This window comes from Xanthomonas sp. NCPPB 4467 (assembly GCF_041475665.2).
Taxonomy (GTDB): Bacteria; Pseudomonadota; Gammaproteobacteria; order Xanthomonadales; family Xanthomonadaceae; genus Xanthomonas; species Xanthomonas dyei.
In genome coordinates this window covers 34377-52715 of record NZ_CM191260.1, presented here as the reverse complement: position 1 = coordinate 52715, position 18339 = coordinate 34377, and the positions used below count along the sequence as shown (strand labels likewise).

Annotated in this window: 13 protein-coding genes and 1 other RNA gene; 10 read left to right on the top strand and 4 right to left on the bottom strand. The window is 64.4% G+C overall.

Annotation, left to right across the window (positions count from 1 at the left end; all coding sequences use genetic code 11):
* Positions 1–18: 18 nt before the first annotated feature.
* Both ACCQ06_RS00220 and ACCQ06_RS00215 read right to left on the bottom strand, forming a co-directional pair.
* Positions 19–1209, bottom strand: coding sequence for an efflux RND transporter periplasmic adaptor subunit (locus ACCQ06_RS00220; RefSeq protein WP_211287672.1), 1191 nt, complete (start codon positions 1207–1209; stop codon positions 19–21).
* Positions 1206–2591 (bottom strand): efflux transporter outer membrane subunit, encoded by a 1386-nt coding sequence (locus tag ACCQ06_RS00215; protein WP_228324962.1) that lies wholly within the window; start codon positions 2589–2591, stop codon positions 1206–1208. Before ACCQ06_RS00215 ends, ACCQ06_RS00220 begins: the two co-directional genes overlap by 4 nt.
* Positions 2592–3019: 428 nt before the next feature.
* Here ACCQ06_RS00215 and ACCQ06_RS00210 point away from each other — a divergent pair, with 428 nt between their 5' ends.
* The 4 genes from ACCQ06_RS00210 (at position 3020) to ACCQ06_RS00195 (ending at position 5953) form a co-directional block, all read left to right on the top strand.
* The gene (locus tag ACCQ06_RS00210) at positions 3020–3583 is read left to right on the top strand and encodes a class I SAM-dependent methyltransferase (RefSeq protein ID WP_244907798.1); all 564 of its coding nucleotides are present in this window, start codon (positions 3020–3022) and stop codon (positions 3581–3583) included.
* 6 nt (positions 3584–3589) lie between these two features.
* A complete protein-coding gene (locus ACCQ06_RS00205; RefSeq protein ID WP_104615576.1) occupies positions 3590–4198 on the top strand; it encodes a DedA family protein in 609 nt (202 codons plus the stop codon).
* 545 nt (positions 4199–4743) lie between these two features.
* Positions 4744–4956, top strand: coding sequence for a hypothetical protein (locus tag ACCQ06_RS00200; RefSeq protein WP_316689811.1), 213 nt, complete (start codon positions 4744–4746; stop codon positions 4954–4956).
* A gap of 73 nt (positions 4957–5029) precedes the next feature.
* The gene (locus ACCQ06_RS00195; protein ID WP_228324961.1) at positions 5030–5953 is read left to right on the top strand and encodes an MlaA family lipoprotein; all 924 of its coding nucleotides are present in this window, start codon (positions 5030–5032) and stop codon (positions 5951–5953) included.
* Positions 5954–6085: 132 nt separating this feature from the next.
* Here the strand turns inward: ACCQ06_RS00195 and ACCQ06_RS00190 are convergent, their stop codons facing one another.
* Entirely contained in the window at positions 6086–7399 is a 1314-nt protein-coding gene (locus ACCQ06_RS00190; protein WP_316692463.1) for a DNA topoisomerase IB, read from the bottom strand.
* A 56-nt stretch (positions 7400–7455) separates the two neighbouring features.
* On the opposite strand from ACCQ06_RS00190, the gene ACCQ06_RS00185 reads away from it, so the two are divergent.
* The 5 genes from ACCQ06_RS00185 (at position 7456) to ACCQ06_RS00165 (ending at position 15014) form a co-directional block, all read left to right on the top strand.
* Complete coding sequence (locus ACCQ06_RS00185) at positions 7456–7836, top strand: I78 family peptidase inhibitor (RefSeq protein WP_104615572.1); 381 nt, start codon at positions 7456–7458, stop codon at positions 7834–7836.
* Positions 7837–7896: 60 nt separating this feature from the next.
* Positions 7897–7973: non-coding RNA, sX9 sRNA (locus ACCQ06_RS00180), on the top strand.
* A gap of 210 nt (positions 7974–8183) precedes the next feature.
* Positions 8184–12656, top strand: coding sequence for a glutamate synthase large subunit (gltB, locus tag ACCQ06_RS00175; RefSeq protein WP_316689809.1), 4473 nt, complete (start codon positions 8184–8186; stop codon positions 12654–12656).
* A 431-nt stretch (positions 12657–13087) separates the two neighbouring features.
* Positions 13088–14575 carry a glutamate synthase small subunit GltD family protein gene (locus tag ACCQ06_RS00170; RefSeq protein ID WP_316689808.1) on the top strand — a complete coding sequence of 496 codons (1488 nt, stop codon included), beginning with the start codon at positions 13088–13090 and terminating at the stop codon, positions 14573–14575.
* A gap of 16 nt (positions 14576–14591) precedes the next feature.
* Positions 14592–15014 carry a hypothetical protein gene (locus tag ACCQ06_RS00165; RefSeq protein ID WP_316689807.1) on the top strand — a complete coding sequence of 141 codons (423 nt, stop codon included), beginning with the start codon at positions 14592–14594 and terminating at the stop codon, positions 15012–15014.
* A 263-nt stretch (positions 15015–15277) separates the two neighbouring features.
* Here the strand turns inward: ACCQ06_RS00165 and ACCQ06_RS00160 are convergent, their stop codons facing one another.
* Entirely contained in the window at positions 15278–16336 is a 1059-nt protein-coding gene (locus ACCQ06_RS00160) for an NAD(P)-dependent alcohol dehydrogenase (RefSeq protein WP_228324956.1), read from the bottom strand.
* 305 nt (positions 16337–16641) lie between these two features.
* Here ACCQ06_RS00160 and ACCQ06_RS00155 point away from each other — a divergent pair, with 305 nt between their 5' ends.
* On the top strand, positions 16642–17718 hold the full coding sequence (locus ACCQ06_RS00155) for a glycoside hydrolase family 5 protein (RefSeq protein WP_316689806.1): 1077 nt from the start codon (positions 16642–16644) through the stop codon (positions 17716–17718).
* The last annotated feature ends 621 nt before the right edge of the window (positions 17719–18339 follow it).

Sequence of the window (18339 nt, the reverse complement as noted above, 5' to 3'; positions counted from 1 at the left end):
TGACAACGCGACGACGCATCAAGGCGTCTGCGCAGGCAGATCGAGATCGCTGGTGATCACCCTCTCGCCCAGCTCAAGGCCTGCGATCACCTGTGCGTTGATGCGGTTATTGAGCCCCACACGGATGCGGCGCATCTGCCGCCCGCCATCGGCGGTCAGCACGTGGACCACATAGCTTCCATCGGCGGTGCGCTCGCCCAGCGCGCCACTCGGGATGAGGCGTGCACCGCGTGCGCGTGCCAACACGATCGTGGTCTGCGCGGTCATATCGATGCGCAGGGTGCGATGCGGATTGGGCACATCGAAGATGCCATTGAAGTACACCGCATTGGACGCGGCACTGGTCGCCTGGCCCGCCACGACGCCGGAGGCATCGCTGGCGATCGTGGTCGGACCCGGCTCCAATGCAGACAGCACCGCGCGATAGCGGGTGTCGGGCTCGCCCAGCAAGGTGAAATAGACGCCCATCCCGGCCGATACCCGGGTGACATCGGCTTCGGAGATCTGCGCCTTGACGGTCATGGTGTCCAGACGGGCGAGCTTGATGATGGTCGGTGCGCTCTGGTTGGCATTCACCGTTTGTCCCTGCTCGGTGACGATGGCCACCACTTCGCCATCCATTGGCGCCACCACGCGTGTGTAGCTCAGATTGAGCTCGGCGGTGCTTGCCGCGATCGTGGCTTGCTCCCGCTCCGCGCGTAATGCCTGGATGTCTGCGCGCACCGTCGCCAGCGTGGCTTCTGCCGCCTCGGCATCGACCCTGGCTACCGCATCCTCTGCCATCAATGCGCGCTGGCGACGGTCCGCCAGGGTGGCCTGGCGCAAGCTCGCCAACCGTGCCGTCAACCTGGCGTCGGCGCTGCGCACTTGCGCCTGTGCAGTGCGCAGCGCGTTCTGCTGCGGCAACGCGTCGATCTCGGCGATCGGCTGCCCTTTCTTGACCGAGTCTCCAAGTTTGACGTGCAGGGCCACTACCTGGCCGGTGACCTGCGCGCCAACGCTCACCAACTGCGAGGCGTTGATCCTGCCGGTCGCCAGCACGGTCTCTTCGATATCCCCCAGCACCACCGCCGAGCTGGCCACCTGCGGTGCAACCGGTGCAGGAAACAACTGCGCCTTCACCAGCCAGCCGACGAACAGCGACAGCACCACAATCGACCACCAACGGTAGCGCCCGAGGTGCTGCAACCACAGCATGGAGCGGCTCATGGCGCGCTGCCTCCCCGCGTGGGTGCCTGCATCCATTCGCCACCCAGCACGCGATAGGCGGTCACCAGGTTGCTGTCGCGTAACAGGGTGGTGTCCAGCAAGGCCTGCTGCGCCACATACAACGCACGCTCGGCATTCAGCAGGTCGACCAATCCGGTCTGCCCGCGCTCGTATCTGGCGGCGGCAATGCGCACCTGCCTGCTTGCGGCGTCGATCAGTTGCGTCTGCGCCTGCAGTCGCGCAGCGATGCTCCCCCCGATGGCCAACGCATCGGCCATATCGCGGAACGCGATCTGCAGCGTCTTCTGATACTGCGCCTGGGCGATTTGGGTATCGAGCTCGGTCACCTTCAGGTTGGCGCGGTTGGCGCCGTGATCGAACAGTGGCACCGCTGCGGAGGCGGCGATGTTCCAGCCACCTCCGCCAAGCAGCGTAGACAACGCCGTGCTGGTGTTGCCGTAGCTGCCGGTCAGGGCAATGCGGGGGAAGAATCGTGCGCGCGCAACCCCGATATCGGCATTGGCGCCGATCAGCGCATGCTCTGCGGCCATGACATCGGGGCGACGCAGCAGCAGTGACGACGGAACCCCTGCCGGCAACGGACCGTTGAGCGACAGTGCTGCATGACCACGCGCGTCGGCGTCGGGCAACAGCGTCTCGGGTACCTCGGCACCGACCAGCAAGGTCAGCGCATTGCGATCTTGCTGCAGCTGCGCTTCCAGGCCAGCCTGCTCGGTGCCGATCTGCGCCAACGCGGTGTCCGCCTGCGCCAACTCCAGCCCGCTGATCGCACCCTGGTTATAACGGGCCAGCGTCAACTCGTACACCCGTTGCAGATTACCCGCGGTCTTGTTCACCAACGCAAAGCGTTGCTGATCTGCATCCAGTCTCAGCCATGCAGTCGCCACTTCGGCGATCAGGCTGAGCGAGGCAGTGCGTCGATTCTCATCGCTCTGAAGAACATCCTGCAAGGCCGCTTCCTTGAGATTTTTCACGCGTCCAAAGAAGTCCAGCTCATAGCTGGCAAACCCGAGCGATACCGAAAGTTGACCTTGCTGACGACTGGCATCGACGCCGTTACCGTCCAGTGTCACTGTCGGCAGCGTCTCGGCGTCACGCAACCGGTAGCTCGCCCTGGCGCGCTGCACGTTGAGCATCGCAAGCGCCAGGTCCTGATTGCGCTCAAGTGCAAGCGCGACGGTATCGCGCAGGCGTGGGTTGGCGAACACCTCGCTCGGCGTTTTGATCGCAAAGTCATGTTCGAAGGTCGCTTGCTGTTGCGGGATCCGTGGCGACGGCCGCACGTACTGCGGCGCCAGGTTGGCGCAGCCACCCAGCGCCAGCAACGCCATCGCATAGGCGATGTTGGCTGAAAGTCTCATCGTGTTCTCAAACGTCGTTATGCAGCGGTAACGTGCATCGCATGTGGCGCGTATCGAGGCGGCAGTGCGACAGCACAGGCAGGAGTCGGTTGCCGCGCATGCTGGCAGCGCTCTCTGTCGATAGCCTGTCTGCTGCCGTGTTTAGTCCACCGTTACCCAGTGCATTCAGCCAACGGCAGCCATCGTCGGTCGCGCGAGGTGTTCTTTACCGCGCAAGGTTGCGACGATGCATCGCTGCCGAGCTGTAGTCGATACTGATGCGTGGCTGAACTTTCAATCACGGTTCGGCATCAACGACAGACTGCGGACAGATTGATGCCCTAGCCTTGTGATGCCGACTGCGTGTCGTCCATCGATCGGATGACTGTTGCGTTTCGCAGATTGGCCTAACTCTTTCAACGCTGTGAGGATAGATGGCACGTTCGTATATGGCTTCGTTTCTTCGCGAATGGATCACGGCCCCCTGTTCCGTTGCGGCAATCCTTCCTTCCGGACGTGCACTGTCCTCCATCATCACCTCCGAACTCTCGGAGCGTACCGGGCGTGTCCTGGAACTTGGTCCGGGTACCGGCGCGTTTACCCGGGCGATGATCGACAAGGGCGTGCGCGAAAAGAATCTCATTCTGCTCGAATACAACCAGAGGTTTGCATCGCTGCTCACGCAGCGCTTCCCGCACGCGTCAGTGCTGCAGATGGATGTCACCGATCTTGAATCGGTACCCCGCTTCGATGGAGCCTGCGTCGATGCAGTGGTATGCGGCCTTGGCTTCTTAAACATGCCCGCACATCAGGTGGCCGCCATCGTGCGTGGCGCCTTCCTGCATCTCAAGCCGGGCGGACGCATGTATCTGTTTACCTACGGCTTCAAATGCTCGGTGCCAGCGCACATTCTCGATGCGCTCGATCTGGAGGCCGTCAAGATCGGGCGCACGTATTGGAACGTCCCGCCAGCGACGACCTATCGTCTGCAGCGCCGCGCGTACACAGGCTAGGCCACCATGCAGACCAACGACGTATTGACGCTAGTGCTGAGCTTCGGCCTGCCAGGCGTGCTGGCGATGTCCTACCTCGAAAAATTCATCCCGGTGATCCCCTCCTATCTGATGCTGATGGTTGTCGGAATGACCGCCGAGAGCGTGCCGGCGCTGCTGGCGGTGTGGGCTATCAGCGTGGCCGGATCGGTACTGGCGACGGTCAGCTGGTATGAAATCGGCCGTGCGCTCGGTAACGATCACGTGCGCGCCCTGGTACGCAACTACGGCCGTTTCGTGTTTCTGCGCATCGCTACCTACGACCGCCTTGCGCTGTCGTACCGACGCAACGATTTCCGGGTCACGCTGGCCGGTCAGGCGATCCCGGTGGCACGGATCTATCTCGCCTTGCCGGCAGGCGTGATCCGGGTGCGCTTCTGGACCTTCCTGCTCGCCGCAGCGCTTGGAATTGCAGGCTACAACCTGTGCTTTCTGTTGGTCGGCTTCTGCCTGCGCGGAACCGGACATGATCCGCTGATCACCGGCATGGTCATCGCCGCAGCGCTGGTCGCATTGGAATGTGTGGTGTTCTTTTCGATACGCAAGAAATCGCGTGCCAAATCGTTGAACGTCTAGTCGGCTGGCGTGTTCCGCCGCGGTGATGACATCGAACCGCTTCGCTGGTTGCGCGCGGTGTCCTTGCATGCTCCGACATTGATGGCCATGCGTACTTAGGGTGCGATTGAGCGCTGCACAGCGCTCACGAGCACTGACGTGGATGGGCAAAGCGCATTGCAATGTATCGGCAGCACGCCGGACGAAGCGTATGAGGCCCATGCCGTGCAGTGATGCATGTCGTCCACCCGCATCGCTGCATGTCCAGCATGTGCTATCCGGGAAATCGAGGCGTATGCGCGATACCACGCCACGCGTTACCTGCCGCCTTTGTGCCGGAGCCGATCGAGTCGTCCGGTACACGCTCGCAGAAGGTATTCGTGAACGCATGCCTATCAATGGCAAGCGATCAAAAAACTCTTAAAACGTGATCCGCAGCGAATCCATAGGATCACTTCCAGCAACCTCGCTGCAGCACCGCCACCTCGCCATCGCATCCATCTGGCCGCTCGTCAGAGGCCGATGCGGTGTCGAGCGACTGCAGCCTCATCTCTTCGGAGCGCAGCATGATTTCCCAACGCCCCTCCACCGTTTCACGGCGGCCGTCGCCCACCAGCAATCGGCAGGCATGGCAGGACCTGCCAGATCTGCAGCATTACCACGCCAGGCGTCAGCGGCTGACGCAGCTGCGCTGGATGGCCGGCATTGCCGGCGGCGCAGTCGCCGTGTTGTGGGCCGGCCCGTTGCTGTGGTCGTGCATGTGCCGCCTGCTGACCTAGGGCGATCACGCAGCTGGTCGCGGTTGTGTCGTGCCCTTCTCCCTTGCATCACTTACCCCACAAGGACCCTGCAATGACGATTCCCCGTTACCTGGTGGCTGCCGGCACGCTGCTGTTGCTATCGGCCTGCGCGAGCCGCCCCGCCGCGCCGCAGACATCGATGCGGACCTCGATCGGCCCGGCGTCGACGGCAACATTGGTGATGCCGCCCGCTGCGCAGCCGCTGCCTGGCCCGTCCGATCAACAGCTGGTAGCGAGCGATCGCCCCATCGATAGCGATGCTGGCGACGCAGCGCCGGCATCGCCGGATGCAGCACTTGCAGCTCCCGCCGTGTCTGCAGCGGCCGCTCCCATTACCGCCGCCGAGCAGGATGCGCAAGCGCTCTACAGTGCCGCACCGGTGCGCGACCCGTGGGAGGGTTACAACCGCAAGATCCACGCATTCAACAACGGTGCCGACAAGGTGCTGTTCCGTCCCGTCGCAGTCGCCTACGACAAGGTCACACCCAAGCCGGTCAAGACCGGGATCAGGAACATGTTTTCCAATTTCGGTCAGCCGGGCACTGCGGTCAGTCAGGTGTTGCAGGGCCGCCCGGTCAAGGCAGCGCAGTCGCTTGGGCGCTTCGTGGTCAACAGTACCGTTGGGGTCGCCGGGCTGTTCGATCCGGCCAGCCGCTTCGGCATGCCCAAATATAACGAGGATGTCGGACAAGCATTTGCGACATGGGGCTGGGACAACTCGCGCTACTTCGTAATGCCGATCCTGGGGCCAGGCACGGTACGCGATACCTTTGGTCGCGTCGCCGACCAGCAGCTGACGCCGATCAACTACATGAACAATGCGCGCGTTGCCAATTCCCTGATCGGCCTGCAACTCACCGACGGCCGCGCCCGCATGCTGCCGATGGACGCGCTGCGACGCGATGCCGTGGACGATTACAGCTTCGTGCGCGATGCCTGGGCGCAGCGCCGTCAACAGCAGATTGCAGACGACTGATCGCAGCCAACACGCTGCGTGCGCGGTAACTCAGCGTACGCGTTCACGCGCTGGATCAGCAGCTTGCCAGTCACAGCAAGCAGCCTGTGGTTCCCAACGACCTCACCAGCGCTCTCGCAAAGATCCGCAGCATCACGCAGCACGCTTACGGCGGCTGGGCTTGGGATTAGGCTTCGGCGTAGCCGCCTTGCCCGACTTGGTGGCCTTGCGTTGCGTGCTGCGCGAGTCGGTCAGAAAGCGCAGCGTGGCCGCTTCCCACTGGCGCTCGCCGCGCACGCCGCTGGCTATCGCCTGCAGTTGCCCGGCGCGCCAGCCTTCGAACACGCAAGGGTCGATGTAGGCCTTGCGACACACCGATGGCGTGTTGCCCAGTGCATCGGCTACCTCGCGGATGACATCGTTCTGCACCTGCATGAGCGCGCGTTCGCTGCTGCGCTCGGGCAGCGGCAAACGCGCCAGGCGCTGCAATGCGGCCAGCGTGCCGCCCCAGGTGCGGAAATCCTTGGCGGTGAAATCCTCGCCCATCGCTTCGCGCAGATAGTCGTTGACCTCGCCCGAATCCACTGGCTGCAGCTGGCCGTCGTCGTCGCGATACTGAAACAGCGATTGCCCCGGCAGCTGCTGACATTGCCGGATCAGTTTGACCAGGTGCTTGTCGTCCACTTCGATGTCGTGATCCTGGCCGCTCTTGCCGCGGAATTTGAGCCGTGCCCGCCCGCCTTTCAAAAATTCCATGTGGCGATTGCGTAGCGTGGTCAGCCCGTACGAGCGATTGCTGCGCGCGTATTCGGCATTGCCCACGCGCACCAAGGTGTCGGCCAGCAGCGCGACCACAATCGCCAGCACCTTCTCACGCGGAAAGCCGGGCAGCGCCAGATCGCGTCGCAAGCGCCGCCGCAGTTTGGGCAGTGCCGTGCCGAAGGCGATTACCCGCTCGAACTTGCCTTCGCCACGCACCTGCGCCCAATCGGCGTGATAGCGGTACTGCTTGCGCCGCCGCGCGTCGCGCCCGGTGGCCTGCAGATGGCCGTTGGGTTTGGCGCAGATCCACACCTCTGTATAGGCCGGCGGAATGGCCAACGCGCGGATGCGCTGCAAGGTGTCGGCATCGGCGATGCGCTGCCCGTCGGCACTGCGGTAGCTGAAGCTCTTGCCCGCCTTGCGCCGGCTGATGCCTGGCTGCTGATCGTTGACATAGGTCAGCCCTGCCGCCCGCGCGGTGGCCTTGGCCTGTGCCACCGCGGCCACGGTGGCGACGGCGGCCGTTGCGACGACCGCACCGGTGGCGGCGGTGGCGAGCGTGCCGGCGGCACTGGCCGTGGCGGCGACATTGCGAACAACACGTTTGGCTTTCATTGCGTACAGGTCGAAGGACTGGCACCGATTGTTGGGCCGCGCAGCGCTAGGCCGCGTCAACGCAACGACAACGCCGTGTGGGCAAGCGATGCCCGCGGCGCAACTTTGTGCTTATGCTTGGGCATCCCCCTTTGCTGGAGTCATCGATGCGCGCTGTCCTGCCTATTGCCCGCCTGGCTTGCACCTTGGTCGTGCTGACTGCATTGACCGCCTGCAATAAACCGCAACCCGATGAGCAGGAAGCCGTCGCGGCCAACGCACAGCAGGCGGCCGAGCAAGCCTCCGCGCCGGTGCCGGATGCAGCGCCGGAAGCGCCGCCGATCGGCAGTTGCGACGCCACCCAGGTGCAGTCGCTGGTCGGCCAGCCCATCACCGATGCGGTGGGCGAGCAGGCCCGCAGCGACGCCGGCGCCAAGTCGGTGCGCGTGCTCAAACCCGGTCAGATGGTGACGATGGAATTCAACGGCGAACGGCTCAATTTCGAAGTGGACGCCAAGAACATCATCACCGCGGTGCGTTGCGGCTAAGAGCAGCTAACAACCCTGCTGTGTAGCCGCCAGGCGGGCGCTGCCGGTGCTCGGTGCGGCATGGTCCACGCGTCCACTCCGGTTCTGAGCGCGCCGTCCACACCCACCTGACGACTGCTCGCTACGTTTTGTTAGCCACTCCAGGGCTGCGCTGGCGCCTGTCGCCCGACAGGCGCCAAGCCAGCTGGCACAAGGGATTGCGACAGGCCTCGTTGCAGCTGTAACGGTGTATTGCGGCACCGCATCAACTGTGGTCTAGTCGATCATCCGGTGACCTCTTCGAAACGCTCCACGGATCGAGCGGTGCAACGTCGTCGCCGCTCTCCCAAGATCGCAAAGAGGCAGACATGGCCCCCCGCACTCGCCAAGGGCTCAACGACTACGGTCTCTACAACAGCGCGCGCGACGAACGCGACGCCTGTGGTTTTGGCATGGTCGCCCAGCTGGACGACCAACCTTCCCGTTCGCTGGTAGACACCGCGATTGCGGCGCTCTCGCGCATGACCCACCGCGGCGGTGTGGCCGCCGACGGGCTCACCGGCGATGGCTGCGGCCTGCTGATCCGCAAACCCGATGCCTTCCTGCGCGGGCTGGCCCGCGATGCCGGCATCCCGCTGGGCACGCGCTATGCGGCCGGTGTGGTGTTCCTGCCGCTGGACGAAGCCGAGGCAGCGCGCTGTCGCGCCGAACTGGAAGCGCAGCTGCACACTGCCGGCGTGCAGCTGCGCGGCTGGCGCGTGGTGCCCACCGACGACAGCGTGTGCGGCCAGCTGGCGCGCGACACCCTGCCGCGCATCGAACAAGTGTTTGTCGATGCCGGTCCCGAACAGACCGAAGACGGCTTCACCCTGGCGCTGTTTCTGGCGCGTCGGCGCGCCGAGCAGGCGCTGCGCGAGGTGGACAACTTCTACGTCACCACGCTCTCGCCCAATGGCATCAGCTACAAGGGCATGGTGCTGCCGGACAAGCTGAGCACGTTCTATCCGGACCTGCAGCGCAGCGATCTGTCGTCCAGCGCGATCGTGTTTCACCAGCGCTTTTCCACCAACACGCTGCCGCGCTGGCCGCTGGCGCATCCGTTCCGCCTGCTCGCGCACAACGGCGAAATCAACACCATCGAGGGCAACCGCCGCTGGGCGCAGGCGCGCAGCAAGGTGTGGCAGACCCCGCGCTTCGATATCGCCGAGTTCGATCCGGTGATCTCCATGCACGGTTCGGACTCGCAGAGCCTGGACAACATGCTGGAGCTGCTGATCGCCGGTGGCATGGACCTGCTGCAGGCGCTGCGCATCCTGGTGCCGCCGGCGACCCAGTCGCTGGAGTTCAAGGACGCCGATCTGGCTGCGTTCTACGAGTTCTACGGCCTCAACACCGAGCCGTGGGACGGCCCGGCCGGCATCGTGGCCTGCGACAGCCGCTATGCCGCCTGCATGCTCGATCGCAACGGCCTGCGCCCCGCGCGCTGGATGCTGACCTCCGACCGCCACTTCCTGGTGGCCTCCGAGGCCGGCGTATGGGAGCTGCCGGCCGAGCGCATCACCCGCAAGGGCAAGCTGGGCCCGGGCGAGATGATGGCGATCGATCTCAAGCGCGGCGACCTGCTCGATTCCGATGCCATCGACCGCATCAACCGGGCGCGTGCGCCGTACAAGCAATGGCTCCAGCAGGGCGTGACCTATCTGCAGACCGAGCTGATCGACCCCTCGCTGGTGGAAGAACCCTTCAGCGAGCAGACCCTGCGCAGCTACCACAAGCTGTTCCAGCTCAGCACCGAGGAAGTGGAGCAGATCCTGCGCCCGCTGGCCGAGACAGAGCAGGAAGCCACCGGCTCGATGGGCGACGACACCCCGATGGCGGTGCTCAGCCGCCAGACCCGGCCGCTGTACGACTACTTCCGCCAGGCGTTCGCGCAGGTCACCAACCCGCCGATCGACCCGCTGCGCGAAGGCATCGCGATGTCGCTCACCACCCAGCTCGGCAAGGAGACCAACATCTTCCACGCCGGTGCGGAGACGGTGAACCACGTCATCCTGAATTCGCCGGTGCTCAGCCAGCGCAAGCTGCGCCAGCTGCTGAAGATGGAGCAGTACGTCGCGCGCAATCGCCTGATCGACCTGTCCTACAGCGTCGAAGAAGGCCTGAAGGCCGGCCTGGAACGCATCTGCCAGGAAGTGGAAGCCGCCGCCCGCGACGGCGCGGTGATGCTGCTGCTGTCCGACCGTTACCCGGTGCCGGACCGGCCGATGGCGCATGCGCTGCTGGCCACCGGCGCGGTGCATCACCACCTGTGCAAGGTGGGCCTGCGCTGCGACGTCAACCTGATCATCGAAACCGGCACCGCGCGCGATGCGCACCACATGGCCTGCCTGCTCGGCTTCGGTGCCACCGCGGTGTACCCGTATCTGGCCTACCAGACCCTGTTCGATCTGGGCCGGCGCGGCATCCTGCAGCTGAGCAAGGGCGGCGAGCAGTCGCAGATCGGCCGCCGCTACCGCAAGGGCATCTACAAGGGCCTGTCCAAGATCATCTCCAAGATGGGCATCTGCACCATCGCCAGCTACCGTGGCGCGCAGCTGTTCGAGATCGTCGGGCTGGACCCGGACGTGGTGGAGCTGTGCTTTGCCGACACCCCCGCACGCATCGGTGGCGTCAATCTGGGGCGGCTGGACACCGAGGCGCGCGAGCTCACCGCACGCGCCTGGAACGACCAGCTCAAGCCGGAAGTGGGCGGCCTGCTCAAGTACGTGCACGGCGGCGAGTACCACATGTACAACCCGGACGTGGTCATGACGCTGCAGCGCGCCACCCGTACCGGCGATGCCGACGACTGGCAAAAATACGTGGACGCGGTGCACTCGCGCCCGGCCTCCACGCTGCGCGATCTGGTCCAGCTCAAGCGTGCCGACACCCCCACCCCGCTGGACGAGGTGGCCCCGGCCGAAGATGTGTTGCGCCGCTTCGACACCGCCGCGATCAGCCTGGGCGCGTTGTCGCCCGAAGCGCACGAGGCGCTGGCCATTGCGATGAACCGCCTGGGCGGGCGCAGCAATTCCGGCGAAGGCGGCGAAGACCCGGCCCGCTATGGCACCGAAAAGCGCTCCAAGATCAAGCAGGTGGCCTCCGGCCGCTTTGGCGTGACCCCGGAATACCTGGTCAACGCCGAAGTGCTGCAGATCAAGGTCGCCCAGGGCGCCAAGCCCGGCGAAGGCGGCCAGCTGCCCGGCCACAAGGTCAACGAGTTGATCGCCCGCCTGCGCTACGCCAAGCCTGGCATCGGCCTGATCAGCCCGCCGCCGCATCACGACATCTATTCGATCGAAGACCTGGCCCAGCTGATCTACGACCTCAAGCAGGTCAACCCGACCGCGCTGGTGTCGGTGAAGCTGGTCGCGCATGCCGGCGTCGGCACGATTGCCGCCGGCGTGGTCAAGGCCGGTGCCGATCTGATCACCGTGTCCGGCCATGACGGCGGCACCGGCGCCAGCCCGGTCAGCTCGATCCGCTATGCCGGCGTGCCGTGGGAACTGGGCGTGGCCGAGTCGCACCAGGCGCTGGTGGCCAACGACCTGCGCGAGCGCACCATCCTGCAGACCGATGGCGGCCTGAAGACCGGCCTGGACGTGGTCAAGGCCGCGCTGCTGGGCGCCGACAGCTTCGGCTTCGGCACCGCGCCGATGATCGTGCTGGGCTGCAAATACCTGCGCATCTGTCACCTCAACAACTGCGCCACCGGCGTGGCCACCCAGGACGAGCGCCTGCGTGCGAACTACTTCACCGGTCTGCCGGAGCGTGTGGAGCACTTCTTCCGCCTGCTGGCCGAAGAAGTGCGGCAGTGGTTGTCGTACCTGGGGGTGCGTTCGCTGGATGAAATCGTCGGCCGCACCGATCTGCTGGAACAGCTGGAGGTCTCCCCGCGCGCAGGCGTCAAGGTCGATCTGTCGCGCCTGCTCACCCATGCGCGCTACGACGGTAGGCATTGCGCCGCCCAACGCCTGTACGAATCACCGGACAGCCTGGCCACGCAGATGGACGGCCTGCTTGCCGATGCCATCGCCAACAAGACCGGCGGCGACCATCGCTTCTTGATCCACAACACCGACCGCTCGATCGGTGCGCGCCTGTCCGGCACCATCGCGCGCGCCCACGGCAACCACGGCATGAGCGATGCGCCGTTGAACCTGCGCTTCCGCGGCACCGCCGGGCAGAGCTTCGGCGCGTTCAACGCCGGTGGCCTGCAGCTGGAGCTGGAAGGCGAGGCCAACGACTACGTCGGCAAGGGCATGGCCGGCGGCCGGCTGGTGGTGCGTCCGCCGCGTGGCGCGCGCTTCGAGGCGCGCAGCACCCCGATCGTCGGCAACACCTGCCTGTACGGCGCCACCGGCGGCGAGCTGTTCGCCGCCGGCCGCGCGGGCGAGCGCTTTGCGGTGCGCAACTCCGGCGCGCTGGCGGTGGTGGAAGGCGCTGGGGACCATTGCTGCGAATACATGACCGACGGCGTGGTGCTGGTGCTGGGCAAGGTGGGCCTGAACTTCGGCGCCGGCTTCACCGGTGGCCTGGCCTACGTGCTGGATATCGAACGCGACTTCGTGGACCGCTACAACCACGAGCTGATCGACATCCACCGCGTCTCCGCCGAGGGCTTCGAGAACCATCGCCAGCATCTGCACACCCTGATCAGCCGCCACCGCGAGCTGACCGGCAGCATCTGGGCGCAGCAGATCCTGGACGAGTTCCGCGACTACATCGGCAAGTTCTGGCTGGTCAAACCCAAGGCCGCCAGCATCGAGTCGCTGACCGAGTCGCTGCGGCGCGCCGCCTGAGTTGTGCCCCCCTCTCCCGCCTGCGGGAGAGGGGGAATGGGGGTGAGGGCGCAGGCCCGCCAACCCTCATCCGCCCCTTCGGGGCACCTTCTCCCGCACGCGGGAGAAGGACAGCCGCAACCGCAATGCTGACAGCGCATCGTCAGAGTCATCGCAGTACTCCCCTCTCCCGCCTGCGGGAGAGGGGGCGGGGTGAGGGCTTGTGGCCCGCAACCCTCATCCGCCCTTTCGGGGCACCTTCTCCCGTAGACGGGAGAAGGTGCCGGCAATCGCAATGCTGACAGCGCATCGTCAGAATCATCGCAGTACTCCCCTCTCCCGCGCGCGGGAGAGGGGCCGGGGGTGAGGGCACAGGCCTCGCCGACCCTTATCCGCCCCTTGGGGCACCTTCTCCCTTACACGGTGGAAGGGAATCAGCCACGGATTTTCTTATGAGCCGCAAGCAAGCCTTCCAATTCCTCGACCTGCCGCGAACCATGCCCACCCGCATCCCGGTGGAGTTGCGCACGTCCGGCGACTGGGGCGAGTTGTACGGCAAGTTCGACAAGGCAGACGCGCAGTACCAGTCCGGCCGCTGTCTGGACTGCGGCAACCCCTACTGCAGCTGGAAGTGCCCGGTGCACAACGCCATCCCGCAGTGGCTGCAGCTGGTGCAGGAAAACCGCATCGAGGAAGCCGCCGCGCTGTGCCATTCCACCAATCCGCTGCCGGAAGTGTGCGGGCGCGTGTGTCCGCAAGACCGTCTGTGCGAAGGCAGCTGCACGCTGGAAGAATTCGGCGCGGTCACCATCGGCGCGGTGGAAAAGTACATCGTCGACACCGCCTTCAAGATGGGCTGGCGCCCGGATCTGGGCAACGTGCAGCCCACTGGCTGGCGCGTGGCGGTGATCGGGGCCGGCCCGGCCGGGCTGTCGTGTGCGGACAGGTTGGCGCGCGCCGGTATCGAAGCGGTGGTCTACGACCGCTACGAGCAGATCGGCGGGCTGCTGCAGTTCGGCATCCCTAGCTTCAAGCTGGACAAGTCGGTGATCGGCAAGCGTCGCCAGATCCTCGAAGGCATGGGCGTGCAGTTTCGCCTGGGCGTAGAGATCGGCCGCGACGTCAGCATCGAGCAGTTGCTGGGCGAATACGATGCCGTGTTCCTGGGCACCGGTGCCTACCGCTACACCGATGGCGGCCTGCCCGGGCAAGACCTGAAGAATGTGCTGCCGGCGCTGCCGTTCCTGGTGCAGAACAGCCGCATCGTCAGCGGCAACGACCCGCACGGCCGCCCGATCGCCGGCTGGGAAGACCAGATGGCCCTGCCCGACCTCAACGGCAAGCGCGTGGTGGTGCTGGGCGGCGGCGACACCGGCATGGACTGCGTGCGTAGCGCCATCCGCCTGGGCGCGGCCAAGGTCACCTGCGCCTACCGCCGCGACGAAGCCAGCATGCCCGGCTCGGCACGCGAAGTGGCCAACGCGCGCGAAGAAGGCGTGCGCTTCCTGTTCAACCGCCAGCCGCTGTCGATCGAATCCGGCGCCGACGACGAAGCCATCGGCGTCACCGTGGTCGAAACCCACCTCGGCGAACCCGATGCCAACGGCCGCCGCAACGCGGTGCCGGTCGAAGGCAGTGAATCGCTGCTGGAAGCGGACGTGGTGATCATTGCCTTCGGCTTCTCCCCGACCCTGCCCGACTGGTTGGCCTCGCAAGGCGTGGAAGCCGGCAGCAACGGCCGCATCTTCGCCCCGGCCGATGCCAACAACGGAGAGCGCCTGCCCTACCAGACCACCAACCCGCGCCTGTTCGCCGGCGGCGACTGCGTCCGCGGCGCCGACCTGGTCGTGACGGCCGTCGCCGAAGGCCGCGATGCGGCGGCAAGCATCGTGCAGCTGCTGGGCGTCAAAGCGCAGGTCAAGGAGCCGGCTGCGGCGTGATCATTGAGGTATTGCAGTGAGCCTTTCGACACTCTCGGCAGAAGAGATTGCAGGCAATCAGTTGCTTGCAGCAATTCGGCTATGGCAAACGAAAGATTATTTATCCTCGCTCACGCTTGCCGGCGCTGCAGAAGAAATTCTGGGTAAGCGCCTTCGCAAGCTCAATCAAGATCCTTCATTCGATCAGTTGCGTAGCCTCGTCGTGGCCGTCGCCCGCTCGGAAGGTGAAACCAATCCGGATCTAGAGAAGATCACTGGTAACATGCTCAACAACACCCGCAATACGCTCAAACATTATTGTGGAGATGACTCGCTCATGTTTGATCTCCGTTCTGATTGCCTTGAAATGCTTAAGCGTGCAATTGCGAACTATGAAGCTCTAACGGGTACATTTCTAGCTGAGGCAATGCTTGTGTGGGAGAGCGAGCGTGAGAACTAAGAACTTATTCAAGTATTAGCTCGCAAGAAAACCCAAATAGCGACTTGCAGTGGATTTGGCATCGCTCAGAAAATATCTACGCTTTCAGTAAGCTCGGCTATATGTCCGCGCAATGGCCGCAATCCAACAGGATCCAGTACGATCGCCTGTTGCTCAACAATTTAGATATGGTGGTCGTTCGTTTATTTATTGGCGAAGCACTGATAACGCTTGCGCCGAAGAACGACGCAAACGCTAGCATTAGAACCTGACGCAACAACCAATCAGGCCGCCTTATCCAGCGTGGCCATGTCGATCACGAAGCGGTACTTCACGTCGCTCTTGAGCATGCGCTCGTAGGCCTCGTTGATCTGGTCGGCGCGGATGGTTTCGATGTCCGAGACGATGTTGTGCTTGGCGCAGAAGTCCAGCATTTCCTGGGTCTGGCGGATGCCGCCGATCAGCGAGCCGGCCAGGGTGCGGCGCTTCATCACCAGGTTGAACACGGCCGGCGACGGGTGCGATTCCTCGGGCACGCCCACCAGCACCATGGCGCCGTCGCGCTTGAGTGCATTGATGAACGGGTCCAGGTTATGCGGGGCGGCCACGGTGTTGAGGATGAAATCCAGGGTGTTGTACTGCGCCGCCATCTGCGCTTCGTCCTTGGAGATCACCACTTCGCTGGCGCCCAGGCGCATCGCATCGGCGCGCTTGTTCTCTGAGGTGGTGAACAGCACCACGGTGGCGCCCATCGCCTTGGCGATCTTCACGCCCATGTGGCCCAGGCCACCCAGGCCGACCACGCCCACCTTCTGTCCCGGGCCCACCTTCCAGTGCGCCAGCGGCGAATAGGTGGTGATGCCGGCGCACAGCAGCGGCGCCACGGCAGCCAGATTGTCGGTGTGCGAGATGCGCAGCACGTACTTCTGGTCGACCACGATATGGTCGGAGTAACCGCCGTAGGTGTTCTCGCCGCCGCCGAACATCGGGCCGTTGTAGGTGCCGGTGAAACCGGCTTCGCAGTATTGCTCTTCGCCTTCCTGGCAGGAGGCGCAGCTGCGGCAGCTGTCGACCATGCAGCCGACGCCGGCCAGGTCGCCAACCTTGAAGCCGGTGACGGCATCACCGACGGCGGTCACACGGCCGACGATCTCGTGGCCCGGCACCGCCGGATACCGCGTGTTGTGCCATTCGTTGCGTGCGGTATGCAGGTCCGAATGGCACACGCCGCAATAGGCGATCTCGATCTGCACATCGTCGGGGCCGGGCGCGCGGCGTTCGAACACGAACGGGGCAAGCGGCTGGTCGGCGGCTTGGGCGGCAAAGGCGTGGGCTTGGCTCATGGGAGGCTCCGGGGCGTGATGTCGTTCGCACATGCGAACAACAGAAGAAAATCGAGTCGGTAGCTTAAGACAGCGACCCGTCGCGCTCCTGCGACAGTGCGTCTTGTGTGTCGTGTTGCGAACGCTACCGGAGCAACATCATGCGCTTCGCAGGTGTTCTATCCCGATCAAATCCATGTTGCAGGCGTGAATGGCACGCTAACGCGCGAGCTTCTAGGCTCATCAGCTACCCGATCGCCCTGCACCATTCCAGCTGGCCGTGCCCTCCCCCGCGGCCACCCACGTCGATGCCGAAGGAGGCTTCCATGTTCCGCGCTCCCCAAAAATTCCCGAGTTTACGTCGCGCCGCGCTCGCACTGACCTTGCTCGCTGCACTGCCGTTGGCGCACGCCAAAGAGCCCAATGGTCCGAACAAGGAGTCTGCCGGCTTGAAATATGTCGGCGTCAATCTGTCCGGCGCCGAGTTCAACTCGCGCAAGAAGCCCGGCACCTTGTTCAAGGATTACACCTACCCGGCCGCATCGGATTTCAGCTATTTCGCCGGCAAGGGCATGAATACGATCCGCCTGCCGTTTCTGTGGGAGCGCCTGCAACCTCAACTCAACGGCGAACTGGATAACGCGCAGCTTGGGCTGATCAAGAAATCGCTCGAAGCGGCCAAGGCGAACAAGCAGTTCCTGATCCTGGATCTGCACAACTACGCCAAATACAACGGCAAGCGCCTGGGCACCGACGAAGTGTCCGCTACCGCACTGGCCGATCTGTGGCGGCGGCTGGCGCTGGAGTTCAAGGACGACAAGTCGGTGATCTTCGGGCTGATGAATGAGCCCAACGGCATCTCCGCAACCGACTGGGCCACGGCGGCACAGGGTGCGATCAACGCGATCCGCAAGACCGGCGCCCGCAATCTGATCCTGGTGCCGGGCACGGCCTACACCGGCGCGCACAGCTGGCGCAGCAACAGTTACGGCGGCTCCAACGCCAAGGCGCTGACCATCCTCAAGGACCCCGGCAACAACCTGGCCTTCGAAGCGCACCAGTATCTGGACAACGACTACAGCGGCACCAAGCCCGAATGCACCAGCGACAGCGTGGGCGAAGAAAAGCTGCGTGGCTTTACCGACTGGCTGCGCGAGAACAAGCAGAAGGGCTTTCTGGGCGAATTCGGCACCGCCAACAATCCGGTCTGCGACAAGGCGCTGGAAGGCATGCTGACCTACATGGAAAACAACAGCGACGTGTGGCTGGGCTGGACTTGGTGGGCCGCAGGCGCCTGGTGGAAGCCGGATTACTTCTTCACCGTGCAGCCCGGCAAGGACGGCAGCGACAAGCCGCAGATCAAGATTCTGAGCAAGTACGCACGCCGCGCCAGCAAGCGCTGATGGCAGCGGTGTAAGCGGCAAAACGCGGGCGATGCTATGTGATCGCCCGCTTTTTTTGCGTCGCCTTGCAGTGTCCACGGTTCCGGGTGGATATCGGGCAGCACAGCAGCTGATCGATGGCAGCCAGGCGGTGGACGAAAGTTGGCGCGATGTGGACCTCGGCACGCCGATGCTGCAGGTCCGGTTTCGGTGGATGCAGCTGCCGTTGTCGCCGAGAGCGTTGCCATCTTGAAGATGGATGCACCGCCATCGACCAACATCATGGCGGTGCATCGCCCGCTAGGCGCGCAAAGCACAATCACCGCACCCGCGTGCTACGCGATTGCAGTGCTCGGCGCATGCAGGCACGTCTGCGCACGCGCGTTGCGTCGTGCGTGTCCGTGCACGCCAGCGTTGACGCAGTCTCTGTCATCGCTTCAACACCGATGCATTGATGCGACCAATACCATTGCGAAGTTGCAGCAGAGCCGCTGATTCAAGGCGTTCTCGCAACGTGCGCAGTGCATCGACAAAAACAGCTCGCAACTGCGAAGCACCGCACAGCTTGCTGCAGTGATACCTCGCATCCGTAGTTGCGCGCGGCAGATGCGCATAGGCTGAGGTCGATGCGTGTGCTTGCGA